Raw genomic sequence first — 12,893 nt, 5'->3', positions numbered from 1 at the left:
GCCGCGCGCGCCGGGGCGGCGGCCGGGGCCGGCGCGGCGGTGACGGGGTGGGCCGGGCCGCCGTCGAGCAAGCTCGATTTGGTGGCGCCCTCGGTGTTGGCCGACTTCGGATCGACCTGGTTGCGCAGCACCAGCGACAGCGTGCCGACGCTGCGCGCCAGGTCGAGTTTTTCGACCTGGTCCGGGGTCAGCTCCAGCGTGACGGCGTTGACCACCTTGGGCTTGGTGTCGTCGCGGTTCGATTCCTGCGCCACGGCCAGCACCAGTATGCGTTCGAGCACGATCTTGGAAATGGCCTGGTCGCGGCGGCTGTTGTCGCCGTGGTTGTCTTCCTGGGTGTTGACGAGGATGTCGACGAAATTGCCGGGCAGGGCGAAGCCGGCCACGCCGACGACGTCGTTGACGCGCACCGTCATCGCGCGCTTGCCTTCGGCGACCACGGCCGACAGGCCGCCGGTGGTGCCCGGCGGCGCCAGCTTGCTTTCCATCAGCGGTTCGCCGCGCTGGATGCTGGCCCGCGTGACGCGCGTTTCGAGCAGCTTGGCGTCGACGATGGCGCCCGGCGGCAGGGCGTTGCTGGGCCAGTCGATCATGTGGATCATTTCCGGCGTCACGCGCGAGCCGAGGTTGATGTCTTGCAGCGCCACCGCCACTTTGCTGTTGGTGGCCGAACCCTGGTCGTTGATCCAGCGCGCCGCCACCACCACCGCCGACAACGCCAGCAGCAGCGCCACGGCGATCATTACTAAGGCCCGCGTATTTCTCATTGTTCCCGTTTCCCTTTGATTAAACCTGCGCTGGCGTCTCGCGCCGTTCCTGCTCTTTTTTATTCTTGTCGCCGGCGGCGCGGCGGGCGCCCGCGCCGGCGAAATAATTGTCCCAGGCCCAGTCCAGGGATCGGCGGTCGGCCACCGCCGCGCCGCCCTCGTAATGCGCCAGATCGCGCACCTGGCGCAAGAGATCGCGCGGGTAGCAAGCCAGTAGCGGGATGTCTTCCCGGTGGTGCTTTTCGTGCAGCAAATAGGAAAAGGCGCCGGCCTCGCAAGCGATGCCGTACTGGGCGCAGGCCTGGCTGAAAATGCGCTCGTATTCCTGCGCCGTTTGCGCCGGCACTTCGATCTTGTAACCGAGGCGCCGCAGGAAGGCGCCATCGGATAAACGCTCGGGTAAAAAGTTAGAAGAGAATACCACGACCACGTCGAAAGGCACCTGAAAAACATGACCTGTATGCAACGAAAGATAATCGATACCACGGTCCATCGGCACGATCCACCGGTTCATCAATTCCAGCGGCGAACAGCGCTGGCGGCCCAGGTCGTCGATGATGAAAATGCCGTTATTGGCTTTCAAATGGGGAGGCGCCTGGTATAGCCGCGTGTTGGCGTCGAAGCGCAGGTCCAGCATCTCCAGCGTCAGTTCGCCGCCGGTCAGCGTGGTGGGGCGCTCGATGCCGCGCACCCAGCGCGCATCGATGCCGCGCAGGAGATCGCCGCGCTCGTCGGCCCGGTCCGGGTCGGCGCCGGCTGCCGGCCGGTGTTGCACCGGATCGTAAAAGGGCAGCACTTCGCCGTCGACCATGATGGCGTGGGGCACGGCGATACTCCCCTTGAGCAAGCCGCACAGGCGCTCGGCCAAAAAAGTCTTGCCGCTGCCGGCCAGGCCGTGGATGAAGATGGCGCGGCCGGAATTCATGGCCGAACCGAGCTGGTCGAGCACGCGCTGGCCGATGACGATGTCGTGGAAGGTGGCGGCCACGTCCGGGCGCGTGACGCGCAGGTCGGCCACGCTCTGGGTGGCGACCTGGGCGCGGTAGTCGGCCAGCGTCACCGGCGCCGCGCCGGCGTAGGCGTTGCGGGCCAGGCAGGCGACGGCGCGCAGGCGGCCGGCGTCGGTCAAATGATAGGTCAGGTCGGCGTCGGTGCCGCTGCCGCCGCTGCGCGTGACTTCGCACAGTTTTTCCGTGCGCAGGAACACGATCAGCGGATCGAGCACGCTGATGGCCAGTTTCAAGTGGCTGGCCAGGTCGTGCAACTTCACCTGGCCGCGCTGGAACAGCACTTTGGCCACCAGCTCGACCAGGAACAGGAAGGGCAGGCCCGTCTCTTCGACGCTGCGCGGGGCGCGCGCGGTGGCGGGAGAGGAGGACGTGGCGGCCACCTGGCTTACTCGAACAGGCTGGCGCCGGTGACGCGGGCGTAGACCAGGTAGGGCAACGTGCCGGCGGCCAGCGCGATGGCGTAGGGCAGCTTGCCGCTGGGATTGGCGGGCGCGTCGATGCGGGCGGCGTTGCCGGCCACCACACCCAGCACGCCGTGCAACATCAGGTGATAGGAGTTGTTGACCATGCGTTTCAGCGTGCCGTTGCGCAGCGACACCAGCAGCGCCAGCACGCCGCCGGCGACCAGGGTGCAGACCCAGATGCCGGTGACGGCGCGCGGGCCGACGAACACGCCTATCATGGCCAGCAGCTTGACGTCGCCGGCGCCCATGGCGCGCAAGGCGTACATGGGCAGCAGCAGCGCCAGGCCCAGGCCCAGTCCGGCCAGCGCCAGCGCGATGCCGATGCCGCCGAACGGCGCGGTGAACAAGCCGTCGCCGGGCGCCAGCGCCGTCTGCAAGGCCAGGCCGGCGGCGGCGCCGGTCAGCACCAGCTTGTTGGGTATGCGGCGGCTGCGCACGTCGGTCAGCACGGCCGCGGCCAACAGGCAGCACAGCACTAGCAGCGGCAAATCGGTGATCGCGGGAGGACGCATGGCAGGGCCGGAAAAAGTTGTCGCAAAAACGTCCGGACGGGCGTGGGCCGGTCCGGACGCGGGTATCGCCGTGGCGCGCGAGGCGCGGCGGCCGGCTCTTAGGCCGTTGCGGTGGTGACTTTGGTGAACAGCGCGGCGACCTGGGTGCCGATCAGTTTGATACCGGCCAGTGCGATGACGGCGATGAAGGCGGCGATCATGGCGTATTCAATGGCGGTCACGCCGGCTTCGTCGTTGAAGAAATTTTTGATGGCGTTCATGATGATATCCTTTGAGATGAGTAATAACGATGGTTGCTTACGTTGCGTTCCTGCCAAAGATTCGGTGACTCAGCCAGTCAACAAAGCCAGCAGTGCCAAAATGGCGACGACCGAGGCCAGCGAGGCGAGCAGTGCGAACTCCATGACCGTGGCGCCTGATTCGCTGCCCGCAAAATGCCGGACCCCCACTGTCGCTGCGCGCTGTTGTTGCATGCTGAACTCCCTGTCTTTGTTACTTGCCTTTAGCCGTTTCAGCCGTACAACACCGCAGCTGATGTAATGAATTATAGAGAAGCCCTTATTGCGCCACATCAGACAAACATCACTTTGTGGGCGGGACTAAGCGCCTGACTTGAGCGGCATCAACCATGACATTTGTCACGGTCGGCCCTCGGCCTTGGCCCCCGGCCTCGGCTCCGCCGTCAGGGCGCGTCGCCCAGGCCGTGCTTGGTGGCATACACATACAGTTCCAGCCGGTTGGCCACGGCCAGTTTCTGGTAGATCGACGTCAGATAGTTGCGCAGCGTCGCCTCGGCGATGAAGGCGCGCTGCGCCAGTTCCTTGTTGGCGGCGCCGTTGCCGTCGACCACCATGCGGATGATCTTGCGTTCCTTCTCGGTCAGGCTGGCCAGGCGCGCCGCTTCCGGGTTGACCGGCGGCGCCGCCTTGGGGCCGATTAATTCGCCCAGCAGCCGGCCCATCACCGCCTGGTCCAGCCACAGTTCGCCGCCGTGGACCTTGCGGATCGCGGCCAGCACGGTGTCGGCCGCCGCCTCCTTGCCGACCACGCCGCGCGCGCCTTCGCGCACGGCGCGCGCCAGCAGCGCCTGGTCGCGATTGCCGCTCAGGATGATGACGCGCGCGCCGCTGCCGGCCAGCAGCGCCGGCAGGATGTCGAGCGAGCTTTTGCCGTCGAGGTCGAGGTCGAGCATGATGAGGTCGGGCCGCAGCGACGCGCCCAGCGCCAGCGCCTGCTCGGCGTCGCTGGCGCTGCCGACCAGGGCCATGGCCGGGCGTTCGCCCTCGATCAGTTTTTCCAGGCCCCACAACATGGTCTTGTGGTCATCGACCAGCATGATGCGGATAGTCGGGGAAGAGGCTGTCATCGTTACCGTCCTGCTTACTACAGCGGAATGGCGACGCGCACCGTCGTGGCGCCGTCGGCGTTGGCGTCGATGCGCACGGTGCCGCCCAGGGCGGTGGCGCGTTCGACGATGGAGGCCGGCAAAAAGTCGGCGGCCGCGTGGTCGGGATTGTCGTTTTCTATTTGGATGTGCAACATGTCGTCGGCGCGGGCGAGGTGGATGCGGCCGGCGCGCGCGCGCGTGTGCTTGCGGATATTGCTCATGCCTTCATTGACGATCTGGAACACCTCGGCCGCCAGGCGGTCGCTGATGGCCAGCGCCGGATCGCCTTCTACGCTCAGGGCGATGCCATAGAATTCGTGCGCCTGTTCGGCCTGGCGGCGCAGCGCCACCAGCAGTTCCGGCTCGCTGGGCAGGGCGTCGCGCCGCACCTTGCGGGCGAAGTTGCGCATGTCGCCTATCACTTCCGTGCTCATGGCGATCAGCTTGTCGAGGTCGTCGTTCAGCGGATTGTCGGCGCCGCCGCGCTGGCGCAGGGCGCCGAGCGCGTGGCGCAGGCCGACGTAGGGTTGCACGGCCGTGTCGTGCAGGTCGCGGGCGATCTTCTGGCGCTCGCGGAAGGCCGCGTCGGAAGCGAGCCGGTCCAGCAGTTCTATGGTTTCTATCATGGGGAAGGCGTGGCGGCTCAGGTGTTGCAGGAACACGGCGTCGCCGCGGTTGAAGCGTTCGCTGGCCGAGGCCACATAGATGCGGCCTTCGCCCTTGCGCAGCGGCAAAGGCGCGCTGATGAAGGTGCGGGCGTCGAACAGATCGGCCAGTTGCAAGCACGATGCCGGGTCGAGCGCGGTCCAGCGGTCGGTGCCGCGTTCATACACGCTGGCCTCGCCGGTCCAGGCCAGGCGCGCACTGATGGCTTGGGTGTAGAGCACGGTCTGCTGGGCCGGAAAGGCCAGCAAGGGCGCCGCCGCCGCCGCGCTCAGGCGCGACACGCCGACCGCCCCGCCGGCCTGCTGGGCGTTGGCCGAGCGCAACAGCCACTGGTCGTTGGCGGGGTCGTGCGTGAGCAAGATGCAGTTGCTGGCGCCGTAGAACAGCCGCGTTTGTTCGAGCAGCGAGGCGACGGTCTGGTCGACGCCGAAGCGCGGATTGGACAGGCGGCTGACCGCGCTCAGCAGCGCCAGGCGGCGGCGCTGGGCCACGCTCAAGCCGCCCCAGTAGGCGATCATGTAGCCGAGGCCGAGCACGAAGGTCAGGCGCAGCAGCAGCCGGCCCAGGTCGGTTTTCGGGCTCAGCGCCAGCGCGGCGCCGCACAGCAGCGCGGCCGAGGCCAGCGTGACGCGGGCGCCGTCGTCGAAGCCCCACTGGAAGGAGGCGGTCAGGATGACGAAAAAGAAGAAGGGCACGAAAAAACTGTTGCCGCCGCCGCTGCCATAGATCATCAGCGCATACCAGAGCAAGTCTATCCAGTACAGCGGCTTGCCGTGCTGATGCGTCAGGCGGCGCCCTTTGGCGGCCAGGAACAGCGTGGCGCTGTAGAGGGCGTAGGCGGCGAAGGTCAGCCAGCTCAGCTTGCTCAACGCGCCGACCCGGCCGGGGGCCAGGAACAGGGCCATCAGGGCCGCCACCGACAGCAACAAGCGCATTTCGAACACCATGGCCGCGCCGGCGGCGTCGAGCGCGCCGGACTGGCCGCCGATTGACTGGGTACGCTGCGCTGCTGTTCCAAACTGATTCACTGTTGAGGCCTGCCGATTTTCAGATAACGACGATTGAATACAACATTCCGATGATAACTTATCGTTGCTTTCCTTGCAATTTCAGGAGTGTATACATAGAATCTCCCTCTGTCCAATACAACAATGAGGCGGCGGGCGTGATGGTGGCGGAAAGGCGGTCGCGCAGCGATCTTCGTTGCTATTTGGGAATACTAAATAACTATCTGTAATGTTAAAGCCGGGTTACAATCGATGCGCCAGTCCTTCAAGCCCGCACTGGCGCTGACCGCGTGCCCGATCGCGCGCTGCGACCGTGTCAGGTCGAAACCGAGCCCCGCCGCTCGTCGCTGTGCCCCTATCGTCTTGCCTCTCTTCCAATAGCAGGAAAAAATGAGTTTATCGAGTCCCTTGTTTCCCACGGCGCAGCGGCGTGGCGCCGGCTATGGCGCGCTGCGGCGGCGCCAGCGCGGATCGAACGTGATCGAAATGGCGCTGGTGGCGCCGGTGTTTTTCCTGATTCTGTTCGGCATCATCGAATTCAGCCTGATGTATTTTTCCACGCTGACGATGCAGTACGCGGTGCGCGAGGGCGCGCGCTACGCGATCACCGGCCAGAGCGACGACGATCCGAACACGGCGAACCAGCAGCGCTATCTGGCCGTGATCCAGAAGATGAAAGATAGTTCGATGGGCATGTACGCCAAGGTCAACCCGACCGTCGTCGTCAACAACACCAGCTACGCCAACAGCGCCGCCTATACGGCCAATATGTTCGGCGCCGCCGGCGACATCGTCGTGATCCAGCTCCATTGCAGCTGGCCCCTGCTGACGCCGCTGCTGAGGCCGTTCTTCCCCGGCGGCGTTTATCAGTTTGTCGTCGGCACGACCATGCTCAACGAGGGCTTCGGCCCATGACGGGCGGGTTCCGCGCTGCGGTGGCGGCGCGCGCCAGCGCCGGGCTGGCGGCCGTGGAGTTTGCCATTCTGCTGCCGTTCATGCTGTTTTTGATCCTGGCCACCAGCGACTTCGCGCGTGGCATCCAGGCCAATATGATTATGATTAACATCAGCCGCGAGGCCGCCAACCTGGCCGCGCGCGGCAAGGTCGACTTGAGCACCAACAGCCAGGTGATCCTCGACTCGGTGGCGGCGACGGCGCCGCCGCTGGACATGGACCACCGCGGCATGGTCTACATCACCAAGCTGATGGGCTATACCGACACCGGCAGCGGCGCCAAGCGCACCATCGTGCTGGAGCAGTACCGCTGGGACGATGCCGCCACCAACCAGGGCTTCCGCGTCAGCGGCTATGCGCCGTCGAGCAAGCTGTGGAATTGCGCCAGCTGGAATAATTCCACCGGCGCCTGCAATAATATTCCCACCGGGAACACCGCGCCGGCGGTGCCGCTGATGAGCGGCAACCTGATCGACGGCGAAGTGATCTATGTGGCGGAAAGCTTTTACCAGTTCAATCTGCTCTTCGGCAATATGAAGCTCGGGAATATGACCGTGCCGGTGTTCGGCACCAATCTGTACTCACAAACGGTATTCTGATATGCGCGCTTTCCTTTCCAAACAACGCGGCCAGGTGGTGCTGATGGTCGCCATGTCGGCCTTGGTCCTGATCGGCGTCGTCGGCCTGGCGATCGATACCGGTGTGGCGTACACGATACGCGAAAAGCTCAGTTCCGCCACCGATTCGGCCAGCCTGGCGGCGGCCCGCGCCGTGTCGCAGGGCGATACCCAGGCGGACCAGACCGCCAACGCCAAGGCCGCCGCCGCGCGCTTTTTCGCCGCCAATTTCCCGGCCGGCTACCTGGGGGCGACGGCCACGATGAACGATCCCAGCGTGGCCTTCAACAATGGCCTGGTGACGATCGACATCTCGGCCTCGGCCAAGATGCCGATCTCGCTGATGGGCGTGCTCAACAAGACGCCGCTGACGCCGGGCGTGACGTCGCAGACCATACGCAAGGAGCTGGACATGGTGCTGGTGATGGACACTTCCGGTTCGCTGTCGTCGTCGGCGGCGAATGTGCGTAGCTCGGCCGTCACATTTTTACAGAAATTCAACAACACCACGGACCGCGTCGGCCTGCTGCACTTTTCCTACGGCTCGGTGGTGGACACGCCGATACGGACCAGCGGGCGCGGCTTCGACCGCGCGACGATGACCACCCAGATCAATCAATACGGCTTTACCGGTTCGACGGCGTCGTCCGAAGGCATGTGGCAGGCGCGCGCCCAGCTCAATTCCATTCCGGCCGCGAACCGCTCCAATCTGCGCGTGGTCGTGTTCTTCTCGGACGGCGCGCCGAACTCGGTGGCCTCCTACTTCCCGTTCAACACCGCCGCCGATTGCAAAACGGCGGGCACCATGACCACCTCGGACGACACCACCGTGAACTGGCCGGGCGGCTTGTACGACCCGAACAAGGTCTCCACGCTGTTGCCGACGAAATGCTCGCCCGTCGCCGTCATCCCTCCCGCGACCCCCAACCGTATCAGCAACCAGGTCAGCGGCATGCCGCTGTGGTACAACGCGCATAACGACGCGAGCAATCCCAACGATCCGACCAAGCAGGAATTCAAGCTCGTGACCACCAGCCCGCGCGTGGTGACGGCCGACATGAGCACCGAAACCATCGCCTGGCAAAACGTCAACCGCGCCGCGCGCAATATGGCCGAAGCGCTCGCCTCCAACCTGCGCGACCAGAACGTGTTCGTGTTCACGCTGGGCCTGGGTACGGAGCTGACGCAGGGCACCGGCCCCGACAAGGAAGCGGGACGCGACGTGCTCAAGTGCATGGCCAACTCGACCGACGCGCCCAGCCGCTGCTACAACCCGGCCAAGCCCGTCGGCCTGTATTGCCCGGCCGCCACCGTCGACGACTTGACGCCGTGCTTCTCCAAGCTGGCCTCGGCCATCCTGCGCATCTCGAAATAAGGCTGGCCGCGCCCGGGCAAATTCCGCTTGCTTAAATTAGATGCTTACGTTACTCTAAATTTAGAGTTTCATCGCATTCTAAATTAAGGAGTTCCACATGAGCAGCAATCCCATCCAGCAGCACTACAGCGCCGCCGACACCGATCCCGTGGCGCAAGTGCGGCGTTTCCTCGACCAGCACGGCGGGCCGCTGAGCAGCGCCGACCTGGCCGGCCTCGACCAGTTCCACTCGCGCGGCCTGGCCGCCACGCGCGATTTCATCAGCCTGCTCGACATCGACGCCGGCATGCGCGTGCTCGACGCCGGCTCCGGCCTCGGCGGCCCGGCGCGCTACGTGGCCGAGACGCACGGCTGCCACGTCACCGGCGTCGACCTGACGGACAGCTTCGTCGCCGTCGCCACGCTGCTGGCCGAGCGCACCGGCATGGGCGCGCTGGTCGACTACCGCGTCGGCGACCTGCTGGCGCTGGACTTCGCCGACGCCAGCTTCGACGTCGTCTACACCCAGCACGTGGCGATGAATATCGGCCAGCGCGCCCGCCTCTACAGCGAAATCGCGCGCGTGCTCAAGCCGGGCGGCGTGTTCGGCTTTTACGATGTGCTGGCGCTCGAGGGGCAGCCGGCGCCGCACTATCCGGTGCCGTGGTCGGAAAGCGCCGCCGGTAGCTTTTTGTTGACGGCGGCCGAGACCGAAGCCGCGCTGGCGCGGGCCGGATTGAAAACGCAGGCCTGGAACGACGTCAGCGCCGAATCGATCGCCTGGTTCCGCCAGCTGCAACTGGCCGCGCCCACCCCGCAGGCGCCCGGCCTGGCGCTGGTGATGGGCGCGCGGATGGGGCAGATGAGCGCCAACTTCGCCCGCAGCCTGGTCGAAAACCGCATCCAGTTGGTCATGGCCACCAGCGTCAAGCAATAAAAACGGGCCGGCGCGAACGCGCCGCCCGCCATCCCCAGCCGCCCACCCGCGCGCGCAAAGCCGATCCCGGACCCGTTCCGGGAGGCTGTTTACCCTTCCGCCACCCGCCGTCCTTGCCCCTTGGGGCAGGCCGGCGCACGTCCCATGACCGTTGGTTTTCGGCATGCCCGCCATCCGGGCTTGACTTTCAGAAAGAAAGAGACGTGTGCCTAAGTTGTTGATATTTTCATACACCGATGCAGAAATGAATGATAGATGTACAAAAACTAATGCTAAACTAATAATGTCATGAATTAATAAAATGATTAGATTAAGTGTCTTAAATGAAATAGTTTCTCGTGGTCCAGATGTTGTTCTTTTCAAAAACCGATAACAAAATGGAAGGTCACAATGAAAAACGGTTCTAAATCTTTGGTGCCAACGCTCTTGTTCTGCGCCGTCGCCGGCGCGTTTTCGACTCCGGTCCTGGCGCTCAATCTCGCACCACCGAAGCCGGTCTCCACGCCGCTGCGCGTGTCGGCCGATCCCCGCATCGTCGACCTCGGCGCCGCCGCGGCCACCGATGTCAAAAGCTTCACCGTCGCGCTGACGGTGCGCAACCGCGCCGCGCTCGACGCCTTCGTCGCCAGCGTCGGCGACCCGGCCAGCGCCAACTTCCGCAAATTCATCACGCCGCAACAGTTCGCCGACACGTATGGACAGACCCCGGCGGCCGTCGCCCAAGTGGTCGCCTTCCTGAAAGCCCAGGGCTTCACGGTCAGCGAAGTGCTCGCGAACAACCTGCTCATCAGCGTCAAAGGCACCAATGCCCAGATCGCCGCCACCTTCGGCGCGCCCGTGCATAGCTATTCTCTGCTGGGCGAGGTCTACCAGGCGCCTGCGAAATCGGCGCAAATCCCCGCCGCGCTGACCTCCATCGTCAGCGCCGTGACCGGTTTCAGCACCAAGGCCAACTATCACAAGCATAACGCCATCGTGCCGCGCACCGGCGTGCTGGCGAACGACGCGCCCAAGCTGACCACCTTCTCCGGCAGCGTCGGCAATGCGCCGGGCAGCTACACCGTGACCGACCTGGCCGCCAAGTACAACATCAATCCGCTGTACGCCAAGGGCCTGACCGGCGCCGGCAAGACCATCGGCATCGCCACGCTGGCCGGCTACAACCAGTCCGACGCCTACACCTACTGGAGCCAGGTGGGCCTGACGGTCAACCCGCACCGCATCCTCGACATCCTGGTCGACGGCGGCCCGCTGGCCGCCGACGGCCCGACCTCCGAGGGCGCCGGTGAAACCACGCTGGACGTCGAACAGTCCGGCGGCGTCGCGCCCGGCGCCAACATCCGCGTCTACCTCGCGCCGAACACCGACAAAGGCTTCATCGACGTCTTCGCGCACGCCATCATCGACAATGTGGTCGACGTGCTGTCGATCAGCTGGGGCGGCCCGGAAATCTACAACGAGCAGGCCACGGTCGACGCCTTCCACGTCGTCTTCGAACAGGCGGCCGCACAGGGCATACCCGTCATCGCCGCTTCCGGCGACGCCGGCGCCTTCGACATCAACCGCAGCTACACCTATCCACAGTGCACGACGCTGCTGACGGTCGACTTCCCGGCCGCCGATCCGCTGGTGCTGGCCGCCGGCGGCACCACGCTGCCCAATACCTTCCAGCACCGCCTGGGCCCTGTCACGGTGACGGCCGAGCGCGCCTGGGGCTGGGATTACCTGAAAGACTACATCGTCAGCAACTACGGCACCGACCTGTATTACGCCAGCTATTACACGGTCGGCGGCGGCGGCGGCGTCAGCGTCGACTATGCGCTGCCGGACTACCAGACCGGCCTGGCCGGCGTGCAGACGTCGGCCAACGCGCAGACGCTGCTGTGCTCGCCAACCTACCTCGATCCAAACGCCAAGACCACGGCGTATCAGGATCTGGCCGACCTGCCGGGCGGCGTACCCGGCCGCAACCTGCCCGACGTCTCGCTCAATGCCGATCCGTATAGCGGCTACGCGGTCTATCAGGGCGGTTGGAGCACCGGTTCCGGCGGCACCAGCTTCGTCGCGCCTCAGCTCAACGGCATCCTGACGCTGATCGGCTCCGGCCTGTCGGGCCGCATCGGCCCGATCAATCCGCAGCTGTATGCCGCGTTCAAGGCCAAGGGCTACGGCGTCGGTTCGCCGTTCAAGGCCATCACCGCCGGCGACAACGAGTACTACCAGTCGACCAAGGGCTACAACCCGAGCACGGGCCTGGGTTCGCTCGACGTCGGCGCGCTGGCGACGGTGCTGGGCGTGAAGTGATGTAACGGCAAGGGCGCGGCAATGGATGGCCGCGCCCTGTCACAACCCTCTACCTTATTTATGGAATGCAAATGAAAAACATCAATAAATTGCTCATCACCGCCGTGTTGGCCCTGTGCGGCGCGACCGAAGCCTACGCCGTCGCCCCGACTTCCGGCACCCAATACGTGCCGATGGACGCCGGCTCGCCGGGCGTGTACACGACCTCGTGGAGCTTCAGCGACCAATCGACCGGCGCCATCGACGATCCGTTCGCCGCCGCGCACAGAGTCGGCGGCGAATTCGAGGATTACTTCGTTTTCAACGTGCCGGACACGGAAACCGTTTCCTTCCACGTCAAAGCCGTGAAAAACGGCAGCACCTGGGGCGTCGATTTCATCGATGGCGGCAATGGTGGCTTCGCGCTGTTCACGGCCAACGACGAGACGCTGATCGACTACGGCAACGCGACCAAGACGCAATCGATCAAGGGCGGTTCGTGGACCCTGACCAGCGGCACCTATGTCCTGGAAGTGGTTGGTGACTATGCGGTCAAAAACGGCCTCTACACCGGTGAGATCAATGGCATTCCCGTGGCCGCCGTGCCCGAGCCTTCCAGCGCGCTGATGCTGCTGGCCGGTCTGGCTGGTCTGGCCGGCGTAATCCGGATGCGCAAGCGTCAGGCCTAAGCTGGAGGGCGCGGGGCCTGCGGTCCCGCTGCTCGAAAAAAAGCCGCGCACTTCGCAGTGTCGCGGCTTTTTTGCGTTCGTGGAGCTGCCGGCGTCACGCCCCCCGGCGCCTCCTCATCCGGCGTCGCGGCGCTTCCTCAGCGGGGCGCCACTCCGCGCGAATCCGCGCACGGATCATCCTCGTTCGGAATGTGGCGCACCTTGCTGGTGGCGCCGCCGTCGCCGACGCGGGCGGTCGGGCAGGGC

General features: G+C 65.2%; 13 protein-coding genes. 6 read left to right on the top strand and 7 right to left on the bottom strand.

What is annotated here, in order from left to right:
* From cpaB to Q0S71_RS08065, 7 genes are all read right to left on the bottom strand, one after another.
* On the bottom strand, positions 1-767 hold a 767-nt coding region (gene cpaB, locus Q0S71_RS08095), incomplete at its 3' end, for a Flp pilus assembly protein CpaB (protein ID WP_295993870.1).
* 19 nt (positions 768-786) lie between these two features.
* Positions 787-2,157, bottom strand: a complete 1,371-nt coding sequence (locus tag Q0S71_RS08090; protein ID WP_295993869.1) for an ATP-binding protein — start codon at positions 2,155-2,157, stop codon at positions 787-789.
* A 5-nt stretch (positions 2,158-2,162) separates the two neighbouring features.
* The gene (locus Q0S71_RS08085; RefSeq protein ID WP_295993868.1) at positions 2,163-2,753 is read right to left on the bottom strand and encodes a prepilin peptidase; all 591 of its coding nucleotides are present in this window, start codon (positions 2,751-2,753) and stop codon (positions 2,163-2,165) included.
* A gap of 98 nt (positions 2,754-2,851) precedes the next feature.
* Positions 2,852-3,013 (bottom strand): Flp family type IVb pilin, encoded by a 162-nt coding sequence (locus Q0S71_RS08080; protein WP_295993867.1) that lies wholly within the window; start codon positions 3,011-3,013, stop codon positions 2,852-2,854.
* A gap of 69 nt (positions 3,014-3,082) precedes the next feature.
* Entirely contained in the window at positions 3,083-3,226 is a 144-nt protein-coding gene (locus Q0S71_RS08075; protein WP_295993866.1) for a hypothetical protein, read from the bottom strand.
* Positions 3,227-3,435: 209 nt separating this feature from the next.
* On the bottom strand, positions 3,436-4,119 hold the full coding sequence (locus Q0S71_RS08070) for a response regulator transcription factor (protein WP_295993865.1): 684 nt from the start codon (positions 4,117-4,119) through the stop codon (positions 3,436-3,438).
* A 17-nt stretch (positions 4,120-4,136) separates the two neighbouring features.
* Complete coding sequence (locus Q0S71_RS08065) at positions 4,137-5,834, bottom strand: histidine kinase (RefSeq protein ID WP_295993864.1); 1,698 nt, start codon at positions 5,832-5,834, stop codon at positions 4,137-4,139.
* Between the two features lie 369 nt (positions 5,835-6,203).
* On the opposite strand from Q0S71_RS08065, the gene Q0S71_RS08060 reads away from it, so the two are divergent.
* The 6 genes from Q0S71_RS08060 to Q0S71_RS08035 all read left to right on the top strand — a co-directional run bounded on the left by Q0S71_RS08060 (position 6,204) and on the right by Q0S71_RS08035 (position 12,647).
* Entirely contained in the window at positions 6,204-6,728 is a 525-nt protein-coding gene (locus tag Q0S71_RS08060) for a TadE/TadG family type IV pilus assembly protein (protein WP_295993863.1), read from the top strand.
* Positions 6,725-7,366, top strand: coding sequence for a TadE/TadG family type IV pilus assembly protein (locus Q0S71_RS08055; RefSeq protein WP_295993862.1), 642 nt, complete (start codon positions 6,725-6,727; stop codon positions 7,364-7,366). The genes Q0S71_RS08060 and Q0S71_RS08055 overlap by 4 nt, the downstream gene beginning before the upstream one ends.
* A gap of 1 nt (position 7,367) precedes the next feature.
* Positions 7,368-8,759, top strand: a complete 1,392-nt coding sequence (locus tag Q0S71_RS08050) for a TadE/TadG family protein (RefSeq protein ID WP_295993861.1) — start codon at positions 7,368-7,370, stop codon at positions 8,757-8,759.
* A 97-nt stretch (positions 8,760-8,856) separates the two neighbouring features.
* Complete coding sequence (locus tag Q0S71_RS08045) at positions 8,857-9,675, top strand: class I SAM-dependent methyltransferase (RefSeq protein WP_295993860.1); 819 nt, start codon at positions 8,857-8,859, stop codon at positions 9,673-9,675.
* 390 nt (positions 9,676-10,065) lie between these two features.
* Positions 10,066-11,979, top strand: coding sequence for a S53 family peptidase (locus Q0S71_RS08040; protein ID WP_295993859.1), 1,914 nt, complete (start codon positions 10,066-10,068; stop codon positions 11,977-11,979).
* A gap of 71 nt (positions 11,980-12,050) precedes the next feature.
* A complete protein-coding gene (locus Q0S71_RS08035) occupies positions 12,051-12,647 on the top strand; it encodes an FxDxF family PEP-CTERM protein (RefSeq protein WP_295993858.1) in 597 nt (198 codons plus the stop codon).
* Positions 12,648-12,893: the final 246 nt, after the last annotated feature.

This window comes from Rugamonas sp. (assembly GCF_025354735.1).
Classification (GTDB): domain Bacteria; phylum Pseudomonadota; class Gammaproteobacteria; order Burkholderiales; family Burkholderiaceae_D; genus Rugamonas.
The sequence above is the reverse complement of the archived record's forward strand: the minus strand, read 5'-3'. Positions and strand labels throughout refer to the sequence as shown.

Bases quoted from the DNA above. Each gene is read 5' to 3' on its own strand.
- Q0S71_RS08085 (WP_295993868.1), bottom strand. From the start codon at position 2,753: ATGCGTCCTCCCGCGATCACCGATTTGCCGCTGCTAGTGCTGTGCTGC.
- Q0S71_RS08080 (WP_295993867.1), bottom strand. From the start codon at position 3,013: ATGAACGCCATCAAAAATTTCTTCAACGACGAAGCCGGCGTGACCGCC.
- Q0S71_RS08075 (WP_295993866.1), bottom strand. From the start codon at position 3,226: ATGCAACAACAGCGCGCAGCGACAGTGGGGGTCCGGCATTTTGCGGGC.
- Q0S71_RS08070 (WP_295993865.1), bottom strand. From the start codon at position 4,119: ATGACAGCCTCTTCCCCGACTATCCGCATCATGCTGGTCGATGACCAC.
- Q0S71_RS08060 (WP_295993863.1), top strand. From the start codon at position 6,204: ATGAGTTTATCGAGTCCCTTGTTTCCCACGGCGCAGCGGCGTGGCGCC.
- Q0S71_RS08055 (WP_295993862.1), top strand. From the start codon at position 6,725: ATGACGGGCGGGTTCCGCGCTGCGGTGGCGGCGCGCGCCAGCGCCGGG.
- Q0S71_RS08050 (WP_295993861.1), top strand. From the start codon at position 7,368: ATGCGCGCTTTCCTTTCCAAACAACGCGGCCAGGTGGTGCTGATGGTC.
- Q0S71_RS08045 (WP_295993860.1), top strand. From the start codon at position 8,857: ATGAGCAGCAATCCCATCCAGCAGCACTACAGCGCCGCCGACACCGAT.
- Q0S71_RS08040 (WP_295993859.1), top strand. From the start codon at position 10,066: ATGAAAAACGGTTCTAAATCTTTGGTGCCAACGCTCTTGTTCTGCGCC.
- Q0S71_RS08035 (WP_295993858.1), top strand. From the start codon at position 12,051: ATGAAAAACATCAATAAATTGCTCATCACCGCCGTGTTGGCCCTGTGC.